Raw genomic sequence first — 22,615 nt, 5'->3', positions numbered from 1 at the left:
CCCAGTAGCGCAATAGCATTTATCGGATGGAGTCGCGTTGGGTCCTGCACCTGGACATGGACGCGTTCTTCGCCTCCGTCGAGCAGCTCACCCGCCCGACGTTGCGTGGTCGGCCGGTGCTGGTCGGCGGGCTGGGCGGTCGCGGCGTGGTGGCCGGGGCGAGTTACGAGGCGCGGGTGTTCGGGGCGCGGTCGGCCATGCCGATGCACCAGGCCCGCCGGATGATCGGGGTGACCGCGGTGGTGCTGCCGCCGCGCGGGGTGGTGTACGGGGTCGCCAGCCGGCGGGTGTTCGACGTCGTGCGGGCCGTGGTGCCCGTCGTCGAGCAGCTGTCCTTCGACGAGGCGTTCGGGGAGCCGCCGCAGCTCGCCGGGGCGTCCGCGCAGGACGTCGAGGAGTTCTGCGAGGGGTTGCGGCGACGGGTGCGCGACGAGACCGGGCTGATCGCGTCGGTAGGCGCCGGCTCGGGCAAGCAGATCGCCAAGATCGCCTCCGGGCTGGCTAAACCCGACGGCATCCGGGTGGTCGGGCGCGCCGAGGAACGGTTGCTGCTCGACGGGTTGCCGGTGCGGCGGCTGTGGGGAATCGGCCCGGTCGCCGAGGAGAACCTGAATCGGCTCGGCATCGAGACGATCGGGCAGCTGGCCGCGCTGACCGACGCCGAGGTGGCCAACATCCTGGGCGCGACGGTCGGCCTGGCGCTACACCGGCTGGCCCGCGGCATCGACGATCGCCCCGTCGCCGAGCGTGCCGAAGCCAAGCAGATCAGTGCCGAATCCACCTTTGCCGTCGACCTGACCAGTCTCGAGCAGTTGCACGACGCGATCGCTGCGATCGCCGAGCATGCGCATCAGCGGCTGCTGCGCGACGGTCGCGGCGCCCGCACCGTCACGGTGAAGCTGAAGAAGTCGGACATGAGCACGCTGACCCGCTCCGCGACCTTGCCGTATGCGACGACGGAAGCCGGCGCACTGGTCGCGCTGGCCCGGCGACTGCTGCTCGATCCGCGGGAGATCGGGCCGATTCGTCTACTCGGCGTTGGGTTTTCGGGGTTGAGCGACGTGCGCCAGGAGTCGCTGTTCCCGGACCTCGAGCTCGCGGCGCCGGAATCGGAGCCGCACCACGCTGTCGAAACGGCGACCGACGCCATGTTCGCGCCCGCCCCCGAGGCCTCGCCGTGGCGGGTGGGCCTCGACGTCGAGCATCGCGAACTCGGGCACGGCTGGGTGCAGGGCGCCGGCCACGGCGTCGTCACCGTGCGGTTCGAAACTCGAAGCAGCGGCCCGGGCCAGGCCCGCACATTCCCCGCCGATACCGCCGATCTCGTCAGCGCCAACCCGGTCGATTCGCTGGACTGGCGTGACTATCTGGGCGAGCTGCGCGCCGAGGACACCGCCCAAGCCTCAGCCCCAGCGGGCGATGACGTCGCCGGCCGGTGACCGCGCGGCCAGCGCGGCCATCAGCAGCACCCGGGCTTGCGGCGGCCGCAACCGCGGCACCATCACGGCGCCGGCTTCGACCAGGTCGTGACCGGGGCCGTAGCCCGCGCTGACCCCGCCGCCGGGGACCCGGGTGGACACCCCGACGACGATCCCGTTCGCGCAATGCCGGCGCACGCCGTCGACCACCGCGGCCCCGGCATTGCCCGAGCCCAGCGCCTCCAGCACGACGGCCCGCGCGCCGGCAGTCACGAAGGCGTCCAGCGCCACCGAGTCGCTGCCCAGGTAGGCCGCGACAATGTCGACCCGCGGCGCGTCGGCCGCCCGCAGCTCGCCGAGGTGGGGACGGATCTTGGCGCCGTTGAGTGCCACGCCGCCCGGTGTCGTGCCGACCAGCTCGCCGGCGAAGCCGCTCAGGTCCTGGGTGGCCACCTTGTGCATGCCCAGCGGTTGCAGCACCCGCCCGGCGAAGGACACCAGCACACCGAGGCCGCGCGCGACCGGGCTGGCCGCCACCGCCACCGCGTCGCGCAGGTTTGCGGGCCCGTCGGAGTCCGGGGCATCGGCGCTGCGCATCGCGCCGGTCAGGACGACCGGCGGGCTGCCCGTATAGGTGAGGTCGAGCCACAGCGCGCTCTCCTCCATGGTGTCGGTGCCGTGCGCGACGACCACGCCCTGCGCGCCGCCGTCGACTGCGGCCCGCACCGCATCGCCGATCCGGTCCCAGTCGGCCGTCGTCAGCTCGGAGCTGTCCACCGCCATCAGGTCGACGACGTCGACGTCGAGGCCGGCGGTGAGGTCGGAGCCGCTACGGCTGGGACGGCGCACGCCGTCGGCGCCAGTGCTGGTCGAAATCGTGCCGCCGGTGGTGATAACGGTGATGCGGCCCATAGCCGAATCATTCCGCACGCGCCGGGGCGGCGAGGCCGCACCCAACCCAGCCGGGTGCTGGGGGATGATGGGGAGGTGCCCGAAGAACCAACAGGATCGGCCGAGCCGGTGACGTCAGCCGGGGAGGCTGCGACGTCCGGGGAAGTGGCAGAACCCGAAGCTCCCGCGCCCCGGTCCGCTCCGAGGCGGCTGCGGCTGCTGCTGTCGGTCGCGGCCGTCGTGCTGGCGCTCGACATCGTGACCAAGGTGCTCGCCGTCCGGTTGCTTCCGCCGGGGCAGCCGGTGTCGATCATCGGCGACACGGTGACCTGGACGCTGGTGCGCAACTCGGGGGCCGCGTTTTCGATGGCGACCGGCTACACCTGGGTGTTGACCCTGATCGCCACCGGTGTGGTGATCGGCATTTTCTGGATGGGCCGGCGGCTGGTCTCGCCCTGGTGGGCGGTGGGCCTCGGCATGATCCTCGGCGGCGCCACCGGCAACCTGGTCGATCGCTTCTTCCGCGCGCCCGGGCCGCTTCGGGGTCATGTCGTGGACTTTTTGTCGATCGGTTGGTGGCCGGTGTTCAACGTCGCGGACCCGGCCGTGGTCGGCGGCGCGATCCTGCTGGTCGTGCTCTCGGTGTTCGGATTCGATTTCGACTCGGTAGGTCGTCGCAAGCCTGACCCAGCCAAATGACCAACCGCTCGATGCCCGTTCCGGAGGGATTGGCGGGCATGCGTGTCGACGCGGGGTTGTCGCGGCTGTTGGGGCTGTCCCGCAGCGCGGTGGCGGCCATCGCCGAGGACGGCGGCGTCGAACTCGACGGCGTGCAGGCCGGCAAGTCCGATCGTCTGACGCCCGGTGCCTGGCTGGAGGTGCGGCTGCCCGCGGCGCCGGCACCGCCGGAGAATACGCCCGTCGAGATCGAGGGCATGGCCATCCTGTACTCCGACGACGACATCGTCGTCATCGACAAGCCGGCCGCGGTGGCCGCGCACGCCTCGGTGGGCTGGAGCGGGCCGACGGTGCTCGGTGGGCTGGCCGCCGCGGGTTACCGCATCACCACGTCGGGCGTGCACGAGCGGCAGGGCATCGTGCACCGCCTCGACGTGGGCACCTCCGGGGTGATGGTGGTCGCGATCTCCGAGCGGGCCTACACCCTGCTCAAGCGGGCGTTCAAACAGCGCACCGTGGACAAGCGCTATCACGCTCTGGTGCAAGGACATCCGGACCCGTCCAGCGGGACCATCGACGCGCCCATCGGACGGCATCGCGGCGGAGAGTGGAAGTTCGCGGTCACCCAGAACGGCCGGCACAGCGTCACCCACTACGACACCGTCGAAGCCTTCGTCGCCGCCAGTCTGCTCGACGTGCACCTGGAAACCGGTCGCACCCACCAGATTCGGGTGCATTTCGCCGCGCTGCATCATCCGTGCTGCGGCGACCTGGTCTACGGCGCCGACCCGAAGCTCGCGAAAAGGCTTGGGCTGGAACGTCAATGGCTGCACGCCCGGTCGCTGGGCTTCGCCCATCCGGCCGACGGGCGGTGGGTGGAGTTCGTCAGCCCGTATCCGGCCGACCTGCAGCACGCGTTAAGCGTGCTGCGCGAGGAGGGCTGATCAGCCGGGCTTGCGGGCCTCGACCAGCACCCGCGTCGGGTGCGTGACGAACCGGCCGTCCGCCTCGATGATGTCGTGCAGGGCACGCAGTCGCCCGTAGTAGGGCTCGACGGTGAAGTCCGGCACGGTCCAAATCAGCTTGCGTAAGAAGTAGACCACCGCACCGATGTCGAAGAACTCCGCGCGCAGCTTCTCCATGCGCAGGTCTACGATCTGCAGCCCGGCGGCCTGTGCGTCGGCGCGCTGCACGGCCGGCTGCAGGTGGGCGCCTAACTCGGGATGCGGCCCCATCACGAACTCGACCAGCTCGCACACCGTCGCCGGGCCGGGGTGCTGTGCGAAGTAGGTGCCACCGGGTCGCAACACGCGGGCAATCTCGCTCCACCACACGGTAATGGGATGCCGGCTGGTCACCAGGTCGAAGGCCTCGGCGGCGAACGGCAGTGGGGGCTCGTCGCGGGTCCGGATGACCACCACGCCACGCGGACCCAATCGCCGGGTGGCCAGTGCGGCGTTGGGCGGCCACGACTCGGCGGCCGCCATCGTCGGCGGGAACGATGGGACGCCATCGAGCACCTCGCCGCCCCCGGTGTAGATGTCCAGGGCGGCCGACACCGTGGCGAGCCGGGCGCCGAGCTGCCGCTGGTATCCCCAGGACGGGCGCTCCTCGGTGGCCCTGCCGTCCAGCCAGGAGAAGTCCCAGCCCACCACGGGTGCCGCGAGAGCCTCGGCCATCAGCTCGTCGAACGACCGTCGCATGCTGGGCTCAGCTGCCGGCCGGCTTGCGGGCCTCGACGAGAACCCGCGTCGCGTGCGCGACGAACGGGCCGTCGGATTCGATGCGCTCGTGCAGCTCGCGCAGCCGGTCGCGGTAGCGCTCGACCGTGAAGTCCGGTACCCACCAGATCACCTTGCGCAGGACGTAGACCACCGCGCCGATGTCGAAGTACTCCTGTCGGAGTCGCTCCGGGCGCATCGTGACGATCTCCAGCCCGGCTGCCCGCGCCGCCGCGCTCTCGTTGTCCGGGTGTCGCGGATCCGACCCTTCGGGCGGTGGCCCGATGAAGTGCTCGACCAGCTCGGACACCGTCGCGGGTCCGATGTGTTGAGCCAGGTAGGTGCCGCCGGGCCGTAACACGCGGGCGATCTCGGACCAGAACAGCGTGTGCGGATGCCGGCTGGTGACCAGGTCGAAGGCCTCGTCGGCGAACGGCAGCACCGACTCGTCGGGCGTGCCCACCACGACCACGCCGCGCGGGTGCAGGAGCTTGGTCGCCAGCGGGATGTTCGGTGGCCAGGACTCGACGGCCGCCATGGTGGGCGGGAACGGTCCGGCGCCGGCCAGGACTTCGCCGCCGCCGGTCTGCAGATCCACGGCGGACGACACGTTCGCTAAGTGGCGGCTGATCAGCTGTTGGTAGCCCCAGGATGGGCGTTCCTCGGTGGCACGGCCGTCCAGCCACGAGAAATCCCAGCCGTCGACGGATACCGAATCGGCTTCTGCGACGAGATCGTCGAATGTGCGGCCCACGCTAGGCATTGTGGGGCATCAAGACGTGGTGCAGACGAACTTGGTGCCGTTGAAGTCGATTGTCACCTCGCCCTGATGCTCCCAGTATTCGGAGCCCTGCCGTCCGTACCTCGCCCCGCTGCCCGACGGCAGCAAGAACAGGATCTGTTGGGTGCCTTTCCAGTTGAGCACCGCGGTGTGCGGGTCGAACTGGTTGTAGAACTGGGCGGTCAGCGGGCCGGCGTCGGCCGGGCAGTGGTAGGTGATGACCGGCGGAGCCACTGTGGCGGGGTCGGCGATCGCCAACTGGACGAGTCGGGTCTGATAGGCCTCCAGCACACAGGTGTGGACATCGGCGTTGCGGGCACAGTCGTCGCGGGCCGTCGTCCAGCCGGTTTGGGCCTCCGCCAGCGCGGCGGGATCGGCGCCCGTGCGGGCAAGCGCTTGCTGGTAGGCGGTTTGCAGCCGGTGGTCGAGATCGGTCAGGTGTGGGTCACCGCAGACCAGCTGCTGCACGGCGTTCGCGGGTTTGCCGCAGTCGACCGCCACCGACGCCGGTGCCTTGCTGGTGACGGTCGGCATCCCCGAACCGGGCGGCGGCGTGGTCGGGGAGCTGCACGCGCACACCGTGAGTGCCGCGGCGATGACTGCGATCGTCCTCATACGTGCTGACTACCGGTTGGGCCGCGATCCCCGGGCGCGACACGCCCGCGCGCCGCCGAATTCATATCCGCTGTGCGGCTTAGAGCTTGGCGGTGCCGGCTTCGCTCGACGCGATCTCGGGAGCCAGCGGCGCGATCACGCTGAGGATGTCGGTCACCGTTTTCGGCGGAACCCCCGCCGCGGCGAGCGCGTCGGCCAAATGCCCGGCCACCAGGCTGAAGTGGTGCATCGTGATGCCGCGGCCCTGATGCACCTGTTTCATCGGGGCGCCGGTGTAGGGCTCCGGGCCCCCGAGGGCCGCCGCGAAGAACTCCACCTGCTTGCCTTTGAGGCGGCTCATATTCGTTCCGGTGAAGAAACCGGACAGTTGGTCGTCGGCGAGCACGCGAACGTAGAAGTCCTCGACGACGACTTCGAGCGCCTCGTGCCCGCCGATCCGGGCGTAGATGGTTGTCGGCTCCGGCTTGCGGAACGTTGCCAAGAGTTTCATGTAACCAGCGGACCACCGCGGCGTTGCCCCTCAGTTAGTCCGCGATCACGCTCGGATTGCCCGACGTAACAAGCCGATTGCCGACAGGTGGCCGCATCTTCGGCCGCTCGGTGAGACGGTTCGCGTCGTTCAGCCGACGGTCATCTGTTCGTCGCCGCCGCGCCATGCCCTAGGTTGGCAGTATGACCCACGTCACACCATCCGCCGTGAGGAGCGACAACCGATGAACCTTGGTGACTTGACGAACTTGGTGGAAAAGCCATTCGCGGTGGTCTCCAACATCATCAACACCCCGAACTCGGCCGGCCGATATCGACCGTTCTATCTGCGGAATCTGCTCGACGCCGTGCAGGGGCACAGCCTCGGCGACGCCGTCGACGGCAAGACCGTCCTGATCACCGGCGGATCGTCGGGCATCGGGGAGGCCGCCGCGAAGAAAATCGCCGAGGCCGGCGCGACGGTGGTGCTGGTGGCCCGCACGCCGGAGAACCTGGAGAAGGTCGCCGCTGAAATTCGAAGCGACGGCGGCCTCGCCCACGTCTACCCCTGTGACCTCTCGGACATGGACGCCATCGCCACGATGGCCGACGAAGTGCTCAATGAGCTTGGCGGAGTGGACATCCTGATCAACAACGCGGGCCGATCGATTCGCCGCTCGCTGGCACTGTCCTACGACCGGATTCACGACTATCAGCGAACGATGCAGCTGAACTACCTGGGCGCGGTCCAGCTCATCCTGAAGTTCATCCCCGGGATGCGCGAGCGCGGTTTCGGGCACATCATCAACGTCTCGTCCGTCGGTGTGCAGACCCGCGCACCGCGGTTCGGCGCCTACATCGCCAGCAAGGCCGCGCTGGACAGTCTCTGCGACGCACTGCAAGCCGAAGTCGTCAACGACGACGTGCGCTTCACCACGGTGCACATGGCGCTGGTGCGAACCCCGATGATCAGCCCGACCAAGATGTACGACAAATTCCCCGCGCTGACGCCGGACCAGGCGGCCGGGGTGATCACCGACGCGATCGTGCACCGGCCGCGGCGGGCCAGCTCACCGTTCGGGCAATTCGCCGCCGTCGCCGATGCCGTCAACCCGGCGGTGATGGATCGGGTGCGTAACCGGGCGTTCGGCATGTTCGACGACTCCACCGCGGCTAAGGGAGACGAAACCCCAACTAGCGCAGCGCAATTAAACAGACGCAGCGAGACGTTCTTGCAAGCGACTCGCGGAATCCACTGGTGACGCGATGAGCCTTCCCAAAGCCGGCAACCAGACGACCGTTGTGATCACCGGCGCCTCCTCGGGCATCGGCGCCGAACTGGCTCGTGGCCTGGGCCGCCGCGGCTTCCCGCTGTTGCTCGTCGCGCGGCGCCGCGAGCGTCTCGACGAACTCGCCAACGAAGTGGGAGAAGAACACTCGGTCGCGGTCGAGGTGATGCCGCTGGACCTCGGTGAGAGCAAAGGGCGCGCCAAATTGGCCGGTCGGCTGCGCAGCGAACCGATCGCGGGCCTGTGCAACAGCGCCGGGTTCGGCACCAGCGGGGTGTTTTACGAGTTGCCGGTCGAACGCGAGAGTGAAGAGGTCACCCTCAATGCGCTGGCTTTGATGGAACTCACCCACGCGGCACTGCCCGGCATGGTCGAGCGTGGCGCCGGAGCGGTGATGAACATCGCCTCGATCGCCGCGTTTCAGCCGCTGCCCTTCATGGCGGTGTACTCGGCGACCAAGGCCTTCGTGCAGACCTTCTCCGAAGCCGTTCACGAAGAGCTGCACGGGACGGGGGTGTCGGTCACCGCGCTGTGCCCGGGCCCGGTACCCACCGAGTGGGCCGAGATCGCCAACGCCAAGCGGTTCAGCGTGCCCCTTGCACAGGTCTCGCCGGCCGATGTCGCGGAGGCGGCGATCGACGGGATGCTGTCCGGCAAGCGCACCGTCGTGCCCGGCGTCGTGCCCAAGGTCGTCAGCAATGGCGGCCGGTACACGCCTCGCAGCTTGCTGCTGCCGGCGATCCGGATCGGCAACCGATTCCGCGGCGGCCCCAGCCACTGAGCTGTTGGGCCGGTTGGGCCCGTCGCTTGCGAGTGTGCATCTAGTGGCCTGGGTGCACACTCGCCGCCCTGGGTGCACACTTGCCGGGCAATCCTCGGACTAGGTTGGCTTCATGGCCGCTGTGGAGCTGACCGCCGACGTCCCGATGACCCCGCAGGACATGTGGGATCACGTCTCGGACCTGTCGGACCTGGGGGACTGGCTGACGATGCACGAGGGGTGGCGCAGCGACCTGCCCGACGAGATCGCCGAAGGCACCCAGATCATCGGCGTGGCCCGCGCCAAGGGCATGCGTAACCGGGTGACCTGGACGGTGACCAGGTGGGACCCGCCGCACGAGGTCGCGATGTCGGGTTCGGGTAAGGGTGGCACCAAATACGGCGTCACCCTGACCGTGCGGTCCACCGGCGACGGATCGACCCTCGGTTTGCGCCTGGAGCTGGGCGGTCGGGCGTTGTTCGGGCCGGTCGGATCGGCGGCGGCGCGAGCCGTCAAGGGCGACGTCGAGAAGTCACTGAAGAACTTCGTCGAGCTGTATGGATAAACCGGACAAGACACACGCCGCGACACGCCGAACCGGTGTCGGTGGTCGGTCATAGACTGACGTCCCTATGAGTCAGTCCTTCGTGCACCTGCATAACCACACCGAGTATTCGATGCTCGACGGTGCCGCGAAGATCACGCCGATGCTGGCCGAGGTCCAGCGGCTGGAAATGCCCGCGGTCGGCATGACCGACCACGGAAACATGTTCGGCGCCAGCGAGTTCTACAACGCGGCGACCAAGGTCGGGATCAAGCCGATCATCGGCGTCGAGGCCTACATCGCGCCGGGCTCGCGCTTCGACACCAAGCGGATCCTGTGGGGTGACCCCAGCCAGAAGTCGGACGACGTTTCGGGTAGTGGCTCCTACACCCACATGACGATGGTGGCCGAAAACGCCGCCGGGTTGCGCAACCTGTTCAAACTGTCGTCGTTGGCCTCTTTCGAGGGGCAGCTCGGCAAGTGGTCGCGCATGGACGCCGAGCTGATCGCCGAGCACGCCGAGGGCATCATCGCCACGACCGGGTGCCCGTCGGGCGAGGTGCAGACGCGTCTTCGGCTGGGACATGAACGCGAGGCCCTGGAGTCGGCCGCCAAGTGGCGCGAGATCTTCGGCGCCGACAACTTCTTCCTGGAGCTGATGGATCACGGGCTGTCGATCGAGACGCGGGTCCGCGACGGCCTGCTCGAGATCGGCCGCAAGCTCAACATCGCCCCGCTGGCCACCAACGACTGCCACTACGTCACCCGCGACGCCTCACACAACCACGAGGCGCTGTTGTGCGTGCAGACCGGCAAGACGCTGTCGGACCCCAACCGCTTCAAGTTCGACGGCGACGGTTACTACCTGAAGTCGGCCGCCGAGATGCGCCAGATCTGGGACGGCGTCGTGCCCGGTGCCTGCGACTCCACCTTGCTGATCGCCGAGCGGGTGCAGTCCTACGCCGACGTGTGGACGCCGCGCGACCGGATGCCGGTCTTCCCGGTGCCCGAGGGACATGACCAGGCGACCTGGCTGCACCACGAGGTGATGGCGGGCCTGCAGCGGCGCTTTCCCTCCGGTGTCGGCCAGGACTACATCGATCGGGCTGAGTACGAGATCAAGGTCATCTGCGACAAGGGTTTTCCGGCCTACTTCCTGATCGTCGCCGACCTGATCAACCATGCGAAGTCGATCGACATCCGGGTCGGGCCGGGACGTGGTTCGGCGGCGGGCTCGCTGGTCGCCTACGCGCTGGGCATCACCAACATCGACCCGATTCCGCACGGTCTGCTGTTCGAGCGCTTCCTCAACCCGGAACGTCCGTCGGCCCCCGATATCGATATCGACTTCGACGACCGTCGGCGCGGTGAGATGGTGCGCTACGCCGCCGACAAGTGGGGCTCCGACCGCGTCGCCCAGGTCATTACCTTCGGCACGATTAAAACCAAAGCGGCCCTGAAGGATTCGGCGCGTATCCATTACGGGCAGCCCGGGTTTGCGATCGCCGATCGGATCACCAAGGCGTTGCCGCCGCCGATCATGGCCAAGGACATCCCGTTGTCCGGCATCACCGACCCGAACCACGAGCGGTTCAAGGAAGCATCCGAGGTTCGCAGCCTGATCGAAACCGATCCGGACGTGCGCACGATCTACCAGACGGCGCGCGGGCTGGAGGGCCTGATCCGCAACGCCGGGGTGCACGCCTGTGCGGTGATCATGAGCAGCGAGCCGCTGACCGAGGCGATCCCGCTGTGGAAGCGCCCGCAGGACGGCGCGGTCATCACCGGCTGGGACTACCCGTCGTGTGAGGCCATCGGCCTGCTGAAGATGGACTTCCTGGGCCTGCGCAACCTGACGATCATCGGCGACGCGCTGGACAACATCAAGGCCAACAGGGGCATCGACCTCGACCTGGAGTCGGTGCCGCTCGACGACAAGGCCACCTACGAACTGCTGGGCCGCGGCGACACCCTGGGCGTTTTCCAGCTCGACGGCGGGCCGATGCGCGACCTGCTACGCCGGATGCAGCCCACCGAGTTCAACGACATCGTCGCCGTGCTGGCGCTGTACCGGCCGGGGCCGATGGGCATGAACGCCCACAACGACTACGCCGACCGCAAGAACGCTCGCCAGGCGATCAAGCCGATTCACCCGGAGCTCGAGGAGCCGCTGCGCGAAATCCTCTCCGAGACTTACGGTTTGATCGTCTATCAAGAGCAGATCATGTTCATCGCCCAGAAGGTCGCCTCCTACACCATGGGTAAGGCCGACGCGCTGCGCAAGGCGATGGGCAAGAAGAAACTCGAGGTGCTCGAGGCCGAGTACAAGGGCTTCTACGAAGGAATGACCGCCAACGGCTTCTCCGAAAAAGCGGTAAAAGCGTTGTGGGACACCATTCTTCCATTCGCCGGATATGCGTTCAACAAGTCGCATGCCGCCGGCTACGGCCTGGTCTCGTACTGGACCGCGTATCTGAAGGCCAACTACCCGGCCGAGTACATGGCCGGGCTGTTGACGTCGGTGGGCGACGACAAGGACAAGGCCGCGGTCTACCTGGCCGACTGCCGCAAGCTCGGCATCACCGTGCTGCCGCCGGACGTCAACGAGTCGCTGGTCAACTTCGCGTCGGTCGGCAAGGACATCCGCTTCGGCTTGGGCGCGGTGCGCAATGTCGGTGCCAATGTGGTGGGCTCGCTGATCAAAACCCGCAGCGAGAAAAGCAAATTCACCGATTTCTCGGACTACCTGAACAAGATCGACATCTCCGCGTGCAACAAGAAGGTCACTGAATCGCTGATCAAGGCCGGCGCGTTCGATTCGCTGGGGCATCCCCGCAAGGGCCTGTTCCTGGTGCACACCGACGCCGTCGACTCGGTGCTGGGCACCAAGAAGGCCGAGGCGATGGGCCAGTACGACCTGTTCGGCGGCGGCGATGCCGGCGGAGACGCGGTGTTCACCATCCGGGTGCCCGAGGACGAATGGGAAGACAAGCACAAGCTCGCCCTGGAGCGGGAAATGCTGGGGCTCTATGTATCCGGGCATCCGCTCAACGGGGTGGCGCATCTGCTATCCGCGCAGGTGGACACTCAGATCCCCGCGATCCTGGACGGCGACGTCAGCAACGAGACCCAGGTGCGGGTGGGCGGCATCCTGGCCTCGGTGAACCGTCGGGTCAATAAGAACGGAATGCCTTGGGCGTCAGCCCAATTGGAGGACCTCACCGGTGGCATCGAGGTGATGTTCTTCCCGCACGCGTACTCGGCCTACGGCGCCGACATCGTCGACGATGCGGTGGTGCTGATCAACGCCAAGGTCGCGATCCGCGACGACCGGATCTCACTGATCGCCAATGAGCTTGTGGTGCCTGACTTCTCCAACGCCCAGCCGAACCGGCCGATCGCCGTCAGCCTGCCCACCCGGCAGTGCACGATCGACAAGGTGAGCGCGCTCAAGCAGGTGCTGGCGCGGCATCCGGGCACCTCACAAGTGCATCTGCGGCTGATCAGCGGAGACCGGATCACCACCCTGGAGCTCGACCAGTCGCTGCGGGTGACGCCGTCACCGGCGCTGATGGGCGACCTGAAGGAACTGCTCGGCCCGGGCTGCCTGGGCAGCTAGCGCGTCGCGCTCTCGAAGCCGAGCGTGAAGATGGGTGTCGATAATGGCTGCCAAGGACACCCCGACATGTGGCCGAGACTCACGGTCTAACTGCTGGAATATCGGACCCCCTGCCCGCGATGAAGCGCACATGTCCGGGGCGGGCTCGTAGGCTCGGATAAAGTCACTCACATGGTGAGCACGGAATGCGTTGACGACAGGTCGGACGGGCTTGTCGCAACTAACTTCGAGAATGCTGCGATCGAGGTGTTGCATTTCTTGGCACCTGGCCACTGCAACCGTCAGATCGCCGCGACGCCATCTCAAGTACCGGCACCATCGCGGATCACGTCAGCTTCGTCTTTGTGAAACCCTCGGCCAAACTACGGTTAAAGGCGGCGCTCGTCACCCAACGTGCCGGAATTGTGGATCCAGATCCCGTATGATCGCCCGTCTTGGTTCGATTCGACGTCAAAGGGCCATCAATGGCGCGCTGATTGCACTTGCGGCCACGGATGGCACGGTGTCGACCCTCTACAGCCAGGCTTATGTCCCAGGCGTGGCAGTGCCAATTCGCCTTAGTTTGTTGTTGGTTGGCGTCGCGATAGTCGGATTGTTTTTCCGTCACCGCGCCCCCTATCTCGCTTTCGCGTTGACCATTCCCGCTGCGGCAGTCACCACCGGCATGTTCGCTTCCCAGTTGGCACTGCTCACCGTGGCACAAAGACGGCCGTCGCTGCGCGCATTGAGCGTCTGCGGGGGCATCGCGTTCGTCTGCTTCACCGAGCCATGGGCGCAACCGTATTCGGTTCTGAGCACCGTCTGGGCCGCGCTGTACGCCGTAATCTTCGCGGTCGCACCGATCTTGCTTGGACTCCTAATTCGGGCACGGGCCGATCTGTCGAGCCAGCTTGACGAAATTGCGCGCGTACGCCGGCACGAGGAGCAATTGCTCGTCGAGCGCGCACTGGCACGCGAACGCGCCGATCTTGCGCGGGAGATGCACGACGTGGTGTCACATCAAGTGAGCCTCATCGCGGTGCAGTCCGGCGCACTACAGGTCACCGCGCATGACGACACCACCGCACAAGCAGCCCGGACAATACGGGCACTCAGTGTGCAGACGCTGGACGAGCTGCGTCAGATGGTCGGAGTGCTGCGCGCGTCCGCAAGCCATACCGCCGAGCTGACACCTCAGCCCGGGCTTGAAGATCTTGACAGCCTAGTCGCCGCTTCCGGCGTGCCGGCTGTCATCCGACCTCGCCCCGAGACTGCGATCATCCCGTCGCCCGTGGTGCAGCACACCATTTACCGCGCGGTACAAGAGGGTCTGACCAACATCACCAAGCACTCTCCGGGGGGCACCGCCACCGTCGAGCTGAAGATCGACCACCGGCACGTGCGGCTGCTGCTCACCAACAGCAAACCCGAACGCCCACCGGACCAACTTCCGGGGGCACAACAAGGGCTACTGGGTCTGCGCGAACGCGCCGAACTGCTCGGCGGCACCTTATGTGCGGGCCCGCTCAGTCACGGCGGCTACCACGTCTCGATGACGCTACCAACGCATGTTTGACCGTCACTGTGCTACAGGCTCGCACGCACGACAGGAGAGATGGCGGTAGATAGCCGGGCTGTCATTTCACGAATCACCGAACATGCGCGTTTTCTTCGCTTCGCTGAGCGAGTCGGCGAGCACCACCAACACCTCCCGTTGGTGATCGGTTGTGTCGTCTCGGCACACTAATTCCTCGACTATTCGGATCGCCGCAGCCATGCCTTCCGAAAATCCGCGTTCGTAGAGGCACCACAATTGGATGAATTGCTCGGCGCCCCGAAAGCTGTTGATGTCCATTCCGTTCTTCCGCTCAGCGGAACGTTGGCCCGGGCAAGGGGTACGGCACGCCAAACAAGCGGCACGTCCCTCGGCGCGCGAAGCAGACGATCATGCTGGCCATTCCAACGTAGGTTTCCTAATCGACGCGAGCCGGTATCCAATGCAGTACCGAGGTGGCAGCGCTCCAGCCGACAATGGTCGGGCTTGCATCGCTAGGGCACATCGGCCACGGCCAAAGAGTGCCGAAACCGCGCGGAATTGCAAATCCCCCGACCGGCCGATTCCGCCGGCCGCATGGGTGAAATCATCGCCTCCAGGTGACGGCCGCATCCACACCGGGCGGATGCAGTTCCGGGTATTCGCAGTTGACGAGCACTCCGTTACTCAGTGATGCGCAACCCGGTGCTCTGTTGAGCCAGCACAGTGCAACCTCGGGTGGCCAGATTTGGCATCCAGTTGGCTGGATATCGGCTCGGCCGACCAGCTGCGTCCGCGGTTGCGAGTACCTTCACCGCAGAGACCGGCGTGTATAAGGAGGTCCCGTCTCGTGGTCAGTGTGGTCATCGTCGATGACGAAGCCTTGATCCGGTCAGGCTTTGAGTTGATCCTGTCCGCGGCCCCGGACGTTGACGTGGTCGCCACCACAGACGGCATGCATGCCGTGGAGCTGATCGCCCAACACCAGCCGGACGTGGTGTTGCTGGATATCCGGATGCCCGGAAAGGATGGGTTGGCCGTATTGGCCGAACTAATGGCCGCAGACTGGTCACCGGTGGTGGCGATGCTGACAACCTTCGACGCCGACGAGTACATCGCCTCGGCGCTGCGACTGGGCGCCGCCGGATTCCTCTTGAAAGACACCGATCCCATCCAACTTCCCGCGATGGTGCGCAGCCTGGCTGCCGGTGGGCTGGTGCTCTCGGACAAGGTCAGCCCAAAGGTGATCGCGGGTTACCTGGCCGACCCCCTCGATCGTGTGGCGGCAAGCAAAGTCAGCAGCCTCAGCGAACGCGAGGTCGACGTGCTGCTGCTGGTGGCGCGCGGTCACTCCAACGGCGAGATCGCCTCTCGGCTTTACTCCAGTGTCGGCACCGTCAAGGATCAAGTCAGCTCGATTCTCGCCAAGCTCTCGGTCAAAACGCGGGTGGAAGCCGCGATCATCGCCCAACGTGCGGGGATCTTGGAGCGTGATGCGACGTGACGACCTCGCTCCCGGTGGGGACCCGTCAGCATGTGGTCAACGGCGCCTTGGTCCTACTGGCGGCCGCTGACGCCGCGGTATCGATCCTGACCAGCGAGACCCATTCTCCGGGCTGGATTTTGGCCGCCGTTGTCGGCGTTGTCGGCTTGTGTTTCCGCGCTCGTGCGCCCTACCTGGCTTTCGCGCTGACGGTCCCCGCGACGGTGTTCGGATATGGCGTGCTGGCCGCCATGGTGAGCTTGTTTACCGTGGCGGAACGACGAGCCGCCCGAACCGGGCTAATCGCTTGCGCGGTGACGGTTTTCGTGTGCTATTCCGCGCCGTGGAGGGAGGATGAGTCCTACTGGAGCCTGGGCACCGCATGGTCGGCCCTGTACGGCATCTTTTTCGCCGTCGCACCGGTGTTGCTGGGTCTGCTGATGCGGGCTCGGTCCGAGCTGTCGAGCAAGCTGGCTGAGATTGAGCGCGCCCACCGGCACGAAGAGGAGTTGCTCGTTGAACGTGCGCTGGCGCGAGAACGCGCGGATCTGGCCCGCGAGATGCACGACGTGGTGTCGCATCAAGTCAGCCTGATCGCGGTGCAGTCCGGAGCCCTGCAGGTCACCGCGCCCGACGATGCGACCGTACGAGCAGCTCAGACAATCCGCGGGCTGTGTGTGAAAACCCTCGACGAGCTCCGGGAAATGGTGGGAGTACTGCGGGCGGCTGGCGGCAACACCGCCACACCGGCACCGCAGCCGGGACTCGATGATGTGGCCACCCTGATTGCCGGATCCGGTGTGCCGGCGGTCATCAGGACCCGCTCGAGTGCCGCCATCACGCCCTCAGCGGTGGTGCAGCATGTCATCTACCGAGCTGTGCAAGAAGGCCTGACCAACGTCACCAAGCACGCACCCGGCGCCACCGCCTGCGTCGAGTTGTCCATCGACCGCCGACGAGTGGGGTTGACACTGACCAACAGCAAACCCCACCGGCCGCCCGACCAGCTGCCCAGCGCCCAGCAGGGCCTGTTGGGCTTGCGCGAACGCGCCGAACTACTCGGTGGCACCCTGCACGCAACCCATCTCAGCGACGGTGGCTACCAACTTCAGCTCAGGCTGCCCACCCACGTCTAACGTCCGAAGTGGCCGGTTGGGTACGCGAAATAGCCAGTTGCCCGATGCCGCAACACCGTTGGATCCCGCACGATTGCACGGTGACTGGATTAGTTGACGAGCCCGCCGCCGATCGTGACGAGTCTCAACGGTCCGGTGCCGGCCGGATCACCGGCATCGATCTGGCACGTGGCCTAGCGATACTGGGAATGTTCGCAGCCCATGTCGGTCCGGATCCCAGGACGGGCGGCCTGGTGGGCTTGGCGATGTACGCCTCACACGGCCGCGCTTCGATACTGTTCGCCACGTTGGCCGGGTTGTCCCTGGCCTTGGTCACCGGTGGCGCGAACACCGCCGGACAAGCCGTCCCGGCTGTGCTTCAGCGGCGGATCGTGGTGCGTGCCGGCATCATCTTCGCGATCGGGACGGGTCTGACGATATGGGGCACGGCGATACCGGTGATCCTGGCGTACTACGGCATTCTCTTCGTAATCGCTTTGCCGTTCTTACGATTACGGCCGGCCACCAACCTCGCGATCGGCGCCCTGCTGGCAGTGCTGACACCAATGGTGTCGATCATGTTGCGAAACCCAGCCGTTGTCGCCCGATTAAAGGCGAGCGAGCGATTCGATCCCCTCAGCTGGATCGGGGGCGACGGTCTGACGAATCTATTTCTCACCGGCGGCTACCCCGTTCTCACCTGGACACCGTTCATAATCTGCGGGATCGCACTGGGCCGGCTTGAGCTACAACGACCGACGGTCCGTCGCGTACTGGTAGCCGGTGGCGCCGCGGCCGCGGCGCTCGCTTACGGCACCGCGTGGGTCTTGGGTAGGACGGTCCACGGTCCCGTCGTCATCCCATTCGACGCATCGAACGGGACAACCGGGGGCTACCGGGATGATGTGCGGTGGACTTCGCTGCTCAATGCCGAGGAGCACACCGGTACACCATTCGAGATTATCGGCGGTCTTGGAATCGCGATTGTCGTTGTGGGCTGCTGTATCTCGGTAGCGAATCGGATCCCGCGCGTTGTCGCGCCCCTCGCCGCGATGGGGTCAATGTCGTTGACCGTCTATGTCGGCCACCTCATCGCCATAGAGGCACTGGACATGACGGCGGGCGATCCCAAATCCAGTCAATGGCCGGCGGACGAATCGATGCTGAGTTTCTGCACACTTGCCACCATTGCCGTTGCCGCCTCAACGCTTTGGATGCGTTACAGCCGGCGCGGGCCGCTTGAGCAATGTATTCATCGCGTAACGGCGCGGGTCTCATGATGCTTCGATGCGACATGAATAGGGCTGACGAGTGGCGCCTCTGATTCGTCAGGACCGTGACCAGAACCTCTGTTGCCGAAACCCGTTGATCTGAACCGCTGCTCAATGTCAAGACACCACGGGGCCGCCACCGGCCCAACCCGCGACCGAACACGACTGGGGTTGCTCTGGTCGTTCACCCAACCCCACCGCGGTGCGCTGTTAGCCGGCCTCCTTCTTGGCCTGCTTGCTTCAGCCGCGGGATTGGCGACGCCGATGATCACCAAGTTGGTCCTCGACACTCTCGGTGGCCATGCATCACTGCGGGTTCCGGTGGCGGCACTTGCTGGGTTGTTAGTCCTCAGCGCAACGATTCGGTGCGTTCAGATGGTACTGCTCGGCGCCGCCGGTGAGCGCATCGCGCTCGGCGCACGAAAGTCGCTGGTGCACCGACTCGTTCGGGTAACCGTGCCGACGCTGATCAGCCGACCCACGGGTGAGCTCGTGGCCCGGGTCACCTTGGACCCCGTGCTGCTTCGCGACGCCGCGTCTACGAGCGTGGTCGCACTGATCAACGGAACGGTGATGTTGGTCGGCACCCTCATTCTGATGGGTGTGCTCGATCCGGCGCTGCTGGTGACAACGGTCACCGCGCTCACCCTGGCGGCATTGCTGTTCATGCTGCTCATGCCTGGCATCGCCGATGAGCAGCAGACTACCCAGCGCCATCTCGCGCAGGCCGGCGGCGTGTTAGAGGGCACGCTTCGAGCAATTCGCAGTGTAAAGGCCGGCCGCGCAGAGGACCGCCAGGCCGATCGCGTCGTCGGTGCCGCTGATGAGGCTTGTCGTCATGCTATCCGCGCCGTACGCAGGAAGGCGATTGCCGAGACGATCGCCTGGGCCGGGGTGGATCTCGCGATCATCGTCGTTATCGCCGCAGGCGCATGGCGAGTGAACGCGGGCGCGATGACACTGTCCAGCCTCATCGCCTTCCTGCTGTACGCGTTCGGTCTGATGGATCCCGTTACCGAACTGTCCGCCAATATCTCGACACTGCAATCGGGAATCGCCGCGGCGGCTCGCATGTTGGAAATCCAGGCACTCGACACGGAGGCTGATTCCACCCAGGTCGATTCCATTGCTCGACCCCCCGGATGCGGCACGGGCCGCGTCGATGCGCCGCTGATCGAATTTCGTTGTGTTACCGCGGGCTACGGTGCGCACCGACACGTTGTGCAGGATCTCGACCTGGTCATCCCACGTACCGGACAGCTGGCGATTGTAGGCCCCTCGGGCGCCGGCAAGACGACAGTTTTGTCGTTGATCATGCGCTTCCTGGAGCCTCGGGAAGGCGAAGTGCTATTGCTGGGCGAGCCATACTGTCGGTATACCCATGCCGAGATCCGTCGGCGGATGGCCCTGGTCGAGCAGGAGGTTCCGGTCGTACCGGGAACCATCCGTGACAATCTCACGCTCACTTATCAGGATGCCTCGGAATCCGAGATGCAGAAGGCGCTAGCGAAAGTTCAACTCGCCGAACATATCTCTGCTCTCGAGCGTGGACTTGACACCGACCTCACCTCGTCACCGCTTTCGGTGGGCCAACGGCAGCGCATCGCTCTCGCGCGCGCAATCATCCGGCCCTCAGAGATACTTCTGCTAGATGAGGCAACCGCACACGTCGACGGACTGACCGAGGCCGCGATCCAGGCATGCGTTCGTGATCAGGCGCGTGAACAGATGGTTATCACTGTCGCCCACCGCCTTTCGACGGTTACCGATGCCGACTCGATCGTTGTCATGCACAACGGTCGAATTCGGTCGCAGGGCAGACATCCTGAGTTGCTCCGCACCGACGATCTTTACTGCGATCTCGTTGATTCGCTGCGCATCGGGGGCAGTGCGTCCTCGTAGGTTGCAACCAAGGCCGCTCGGGCGGCTTTGAAGGACGATCACCTATCGCTAAAACCGGTGATTCGCCTGGTTAGACCATGAACTCGAGTCGAAACAGCGCCGCACCGCGATCGTGTCACCACGATGCAGTTCTGGCCCCCAGTCGGGGTACGTGTGCATCCGTGCGGATGACAAATATCGACGCCTGGCGGATCGCGATTTCCGGCGTCAGCCAACACTATTGGATCTATGACCGAAACAGACACGCAGCCAGACCATTTCGCCACAACGAGGATTGAGAGCGGCATCAGCAGCCGTGCCGAGTCATCACACAAGATCTATCGGATCGCAGCCGGGGTCGGAATCGCCGTTGGTGGTGTCATCATTGCCAGCGCGGTTTTCGCTCTGGGATACCTCGTAGGAAGCCAATCGCCCGACTGCTGGGGTCCCGATGCCGCAGACGATGCGCCGAGTTGGAACGACGAGTGGTATGACCCCGAACCGGGCTGGGGCCCTCCGCCGCCCGGCCCTGACGCTCACCACAGCGCGAGCCCGGGTTCGCCGCCGGCCAGCGCGCCGCCAGCTAACTCGCGACCCTAGGAGCCGTCACGCCCGTTGTCACCACCTGCCGCGCCAGGTGCAGTCGCTGCAGCGTCCAGAAGGCTTCGTCGCGATTCTCGACCGCCAAAACGACCGCATAGCTTGACTTTTGGCGCACCTTCTGGATCGGTAGCGCATTTCATCACGACTAGCTGCACGAGGTGGAGACGAGTCCCGCCCGGGGGATCGGGCCGACACCTGGTCGCCCCTAAAGCTCCACCCGGACGATGACGCTGTCGGGCCAGACGCCGCGATCGCGGGCCCGGCGCAGCTTCTCCCGACGGCCCAGATCCCGGTGCACGTTGATCACGCCCGGCACCTTGATGAGCGGGACGATGTTCCATTGCCAGCCGTAGCGCTGGTGCAGGATCCGATTGGCCCGCTCGGCGTCGGCGCCTGACAGCAGCGTGGCCCGCCCGGCCACCGTCGGCGCGCCGTCGCGCACCCGGCCGCGGTAGTCGCACGCCCACAGTTCGATGTCGGGGTGCGTCGTCAGCCGTCGTAGCGGGCATCGCTGAGTGCGCTGTGGTGCATGGTCCCAGTCAACGACTTAGAGTTGACTCGAAGTCAAGTGCTGGGATTCCGGGAGGCTCGATGGCCGCCGCTGCCGTGCGGGCAACGCTGACGATCGGCGACGTCGCGCGTGAGACCGGGGTGGCCGCGACGACGCTGCGCTACTACGAGCAGATCGGGCTGCTGCCGTCGCCCGCGCGGTTGTCGGGTCGGCGCCGCTACGACGACTCGATCCTGGCCCGGCTGGAGGTCATCCGGCTGTGCAAATCCGCCGGCTTCACACTGGAAGAAATCCAGCTGCTGTTCGCCGACGATGCGCCGGGTCGCCCCGCCAGCCGCGCGTTGGCGCAGGCCAAACTCGCCGAGATCGACGACCAGATCGCATCGCTGGCAAGGGCGCGGGCCGTCATCGAGTGGGGGATGAGCTGCACCTGTCCGTCGATCGACGCCTGCACCTGCGGCATTCATCCGGCTTAGAACTGATAGCGCAAGATCCGCGCTTTGCGAGCGGAGACCTCGAACATCCCGGAAACCTTGGTGGCGAACCGAATCCAGCCCGGAAACAACTCGACCTCGGGAGCGTGTGCCAGGCTGACCTCTTCGACGAGCTCGAGCGACGGATTCCAGGTCTGCGGCACGTGCGGGTCCTCGAAGCCGGGAAAGCCCCATTGGGCGCCGACGGTGCTGAACATCCGCTGCGGGGCCAGTTTCACCGCGAGCCGGGTGAGCCAGCCGATGCGGCCGTAGTCGTTGAAGGCCAGTTCCCCGGACGGGAAATACGTGGTGATGCGCCGAAAGAGGGCGATCAACACCGGCTCGGATAAGAACGCGAACAGCCCGTCGGCGATCACTATCACCGGCCGGTCGCACGGGATGGTGTTGGGCCAGCTCTGGTCGGCCACCGAAGCAGTCACCACGTGGGCTCGCCTGCTCGGCGGCAACAGCTGGCGGCGCAGCGCGCTGACACCCGGGAGGTCGACGCTGTACCAGTCGACGGTGGCGGGTGGCCGCACTCGAAACGGGCCCGAGTCCAGCCCGGCGCCCAGATCGACGACGACGGCATCGGGGTGCGTGGCGGTGAAGGCCCGCACCCGTTCGTCGAGCATCTTGGCGCGCAGCGCCGTCTGGCACACCACGCTCGCCGGAACGCCGAGCCCGGCGAAGTCGTAGTCGATCTGGTCGACGATGTCGGCGGCCAGCGGATCCGCGAGAATGGGTCGCGGCCATCGGCTGTCCAGCGCCCGGGCGTACTGGGTCAGCAACGCGGTCTCCTCGAGCGGCGTGAGGTTGCTCGCGCCGAGACCGGGTGGGGGCCGCATGCTCCGAAGGTACTCGGCGCCCGTCGATCGGGCAGGTCGGTCCGCGCGCCAAATCGCGAATTGGGTTCCGTGCCACCAACGGCGGACGTACGCTCACCGAAGGGATGTGGGCAACGCGCAAAGCCGGTCGCAGCAC

General features: G+C 66.2%; 20 protein-coding genes and 1 pseudogene. 13 read left to right on the top strand and 8 right to left on the bottom strand.

Features of this window, described 5'->3' with window-relative positions; translation table 11 throughout:
• The first annotated feature begins 26 nt into the window (after window positions 1–26).
• Window positions 27–1,439, top strand: coding sequence for a DNA polymerase IV (locus AAHS21_RS16580; RefSeq protein ID WP_342928690.1), 1,413 nt, complete (start codon window positions 27–29; stop codon window positions 1,437–1,439).
• Here the strand turns inward: AAHS21_RS16580 and AAHS21_RS16575 are convergent.
• Window positions 1,404–2,330, bottom strand: a complete 927-nt coding sequence (locus tag AAHS21_RS16575) for an asparaginase (RefSeq protein WP_342928689.1) — start codon at window positions 2,328–2,330, stop codon at window positions 1,404–1,406. The genes AAHS21_RS16580 and AAHS21_RS16575 overlap by 36 nt on opposite strands.
• Window positions 2,331–2,405: 75 nt before the next feature.
• Here AAHS21_RS16575 and lspA point away from each other — a divergent pair, with 75 nt between their 5' ends.
• Together lspA and AAHS21_RS16565 are read left to right on the top strand one after the other, a co-directional pair.
• Entirely contained in the window at window positions 2,406–3,008 is a 603-nt protein-coding gene (gene lspA / locus AAHS21_RS16570) for a signal peptidase II (protein ID WP_342928688.1), read from the top strand.
• Window positions 3,005–3,931, top strand: a complete 927-nt coding sequence (locus tag AAHS21_RS16565; protein WP_342928687.1) for an RluA family pseudouridine synthase — start codon at window positions 3,005–3,007, stop codon at window positions 3,929–3,931. The genes lspA and AAHS21_RS16565 overlap by 4 nt, the downstream gene beginning before the upstream one ends.
• On the opposite strand, the gene AAHS21_RS16560 is transcribed toward AAHS21_RS16565, so the two are convergent.
• The 4 genes from AAHS21_RS16560 to AAHS21_RS16545 form a co-directional block, all read right to left on the bottom strand.
• The gene (locus AAHS21_RS16560) at window positions 3,932–4,690 is read right to left on the bottom strand and encodes a methyltransferase domain-containing protein (RefSeq protein WP_342928686.1); all 759 of its coding nucleotides are present in this window, start codon (window positions 4,688–4,690) and stop codon (window positions 3,932–3,934) included.
• Window positions 4,691–4,697: 7 nt separating this feature from the next.
• The gene (locus AAHS21_RS16555) at window positions 4,698–5,462 is read right to left on the bottom strand and encodes a class I SAM-dependent methyltransferase (protein WP_342928685.1); all 765 of its coding nucleotides are present in this window, start codon (window positions 5,460–5,462) and stop codon (window positions 4,698–4,700) included.
• An 18-nt stretch (window positions 5,463–5,480) separates the two neighbouring features.
• On the bottom strand, window positions 5,481–6,104 hold the full coding sequence (locus tag AAHS21_RS16550) for an MliC family protein (protein WP_342928684.1): 624 nt from the start codon (window positions 6,102–6,104) through the stop codon (window positions 5,481–5,483).
• 79 nt (window positions 6,105–6,183) lie between these two features.
• Window positions 6,184–6,594 (bottom strand): group 1 truncated hemoglobin, encoded by a 411-nt coding sequence (locus AAHS21_RS16545; protein WP_342928683.1) that lies wholly within the window; start codon window positions 6,592–6,594, stop codon window positions 6,184–6,186.
• 223 nt (window positions 6,595–6,817) lie between these two features.
• On the opposite strand from AAHS21_RS16545, the gene AAHS21_RS16540 reads away from it, so the two are divergent.
• The 5 genes from AAHS21_RS16540 (at window position 6,818) to AAHS21_RS16520 (ending at window position 14,339) form a co-directional block, all read left to right on the top strand.
• Window positions 6,818–7,834, top strand: coding sequence for an SDR family NAD(P)-dependent oxidoreductase (locus AAHS21_RS16540; RefSeq protein WP_342928682.1), 1,017 nt, complete (start codon window positions 6,818–6,820; stop codon window positions 7,832–7,834).
• A gap of 4 nt (window positions 7,835–7,838) precedes the next feature.
• Window positions 7,839–8,642 carry an SDR family oxidoreductase gene (locus AAHS21_RS16535; protein ID WP_342928681.1) on the top strand — a complete coding sequence of 268 codons (804 nt, stop codon included), beginning with the start codon at window positions 7,839–7,841 and terminating at the stop codon, window positions 8,640–8,642.
• Between the two features lie 112 nt (window positions 8,643–8,754).
• The gene (locus tag AAHS21_RS16530) at window positions 8,755–9,186 is read left to right on the top strand and encodes an SRPBCC family protein (protein WP_342928680.1); all 432 of its coding nucleotides are present in this window, start codon (window positions 8,755–8,757) and stop codon (window positions 9,184–9,186) included.
• 67 nt (window positions 9,187–9,253) lie between these two features.
• Window positions 9,254–12,784, top strand: a complete 3,531-nt coding sequence (gene dnaE, locus AAHS21_RS16525) for a DNA polymerase III subunit alpha (protein WP_342928679.1) — start codon at window positions 9,254–9,256, stop codon at window positions 12,782–12,784.
• Window positions 12,785–13,415: 631 nt separating this feature from the next.
• Window positions 13,416–14,339 carry a histidine kinase gene (locus AAHS21_RS16520; protein ID WP_342928678.1) on the top strand — a complete coding sequence of 308 codons (924 nt, stop codon included), beginning with the start codon at window positions 13,416–13,418 and terminating at the stop codon, window positions 14,337–14,339.
• 66 nt (window positions 14,340–14,405) lie between these two features.
• On the opposite strand, the gene AAHS21_RS16515 is transcribed toward AAHS21_RS16520, so the two are convergent.
• Window positions 14,406–14,618, bottom strand: a complete 213-nt coding sequence (locus AAHS21_RS16515; RefSeq protein ID WP_342928677.1) for a hypothetical protein — start codon at window positions 14,616–14,618, stop codon at window positions 14,406–14,408.
• Window positions 14,619–15,147: 529 nt separating this feature from the next.
• On the opposite strand from AAHS21_RS16515, the gene AAHS21_RS16510 reads away from it, so the two are divergent.
• The 4 genes from AAHS21_RS16510 to AAHS21_RS16495 all read left to right on the top strand — a co-directional run bounded on the left by AAHS21_RS16510 (window position 15,148) and on the right by AAHS21_RS16495 (window position 20,068).
• Entirely contained in the window at window positions 15,148–15,801 is a 654-nt protein-coding gene (locus tag AAHS21_RS16510; protein WP_342928676.1) for a response regulator transcription factor, read from the top strand.
• On the top strand, window positions 15,798–16,916 hold the full coding sequence (locus AAHS21_RS16505) for a histidine kinase (protein ID WP_342928675.1): 1,119 nt from the start codon (window positions 15,798–15,800) through the stop codon (window positions 16,914–16,916). The genes AAHS21_RS16510 and AAHS21_RS16505 overlap by 4 nt, the downstream gene beginning before the upstream one ends.
• An 80-nt stretch (window positions 16,917–16,996) precedes the next feature.
• On the top strand, window positions 16,997–18,175 hold the full coding sequence (locus AAHS21_RS16500; RefSeq protein ID WP_342928674.1) for a DUF418 domain-containing protein: 1,179 nt from the start codon (window positions 16,997–16,999) through the stop codon (window positions 18,173–18,175).
• A gap of 105 nt (window positions 18,176–18,280) precedes the next feature.
• Complete coding sequence (locus AAHS21_RS16495; protein WP_342928673.1) at window positions 18,281–20,068, top strand: ABC transporter ATP-binding protein; 1,788 nt, start codon at window positions 18,281–18,283, stop codon at window positions 20,066–20,068.
• Window positions 20,069–20,855: 787 nt separating this feature from the next.
• On the opposite strand, the pseudogene AAHS21_RS16490 reads toward AAHS21_RS16495, so the two are convergent.
• Window positions 20,856–21,125 (bottom strand): annotated as a pseudogene (locus AAHS21_RS16490) (PPOX class F420-dependent oxidoreductase); the annotation flags it as partial.
• 116 nt (window positions 21,126–21,241) lie between these two features.
• Here AAHS21_RS16490 and AAHS21_RS16485 point away from each other — a divergent pair.
• Complete coding sequence (locus tag AAHS21_RS16485; protein WP_342928672.1) at window positions 21,242–21,637, top strand: MerR family transcriptional regulator; 396 nt, start codon at window positions 21,242–21,244, stop codon at window positions 21,635–21,637.
• On the opposite strand, the gene AAHS21_RS16480 is transcribed toward AAHS21_RS16485, so the two are convergent.
• Window positions 21,634–22,479: a class I SAM-dependent methyltransferase gene (locus AAHS21_RS16480; RefSeq protein WP_342928671.1), complete on the bottom strand. Its 846-nt coding sequence runs from the start codon at window positions 22,477–22,479 to the stop codon at window positions 21,634–21,636. The genes AAHS21_RS16485 and AAHS21_RS16480 overlap by 4 nt on opposite strands.
• Window positions 22,480–22,615 lie beyond the last annotated feature (136 nt).

The organism is Mycobacterium sp. 050272 (genome assembly GCF_039023525.1).
Lineage (GTDB): Bacteria > Actinomycetota > Actinomycetes > Mycobacteriales > Mycobacteriaceae > Mycobacterium.
Note: the sequence above shows the minus strand (reverse complement) of the source record. Positions and strands in the feature narration are given on the sequence as shown.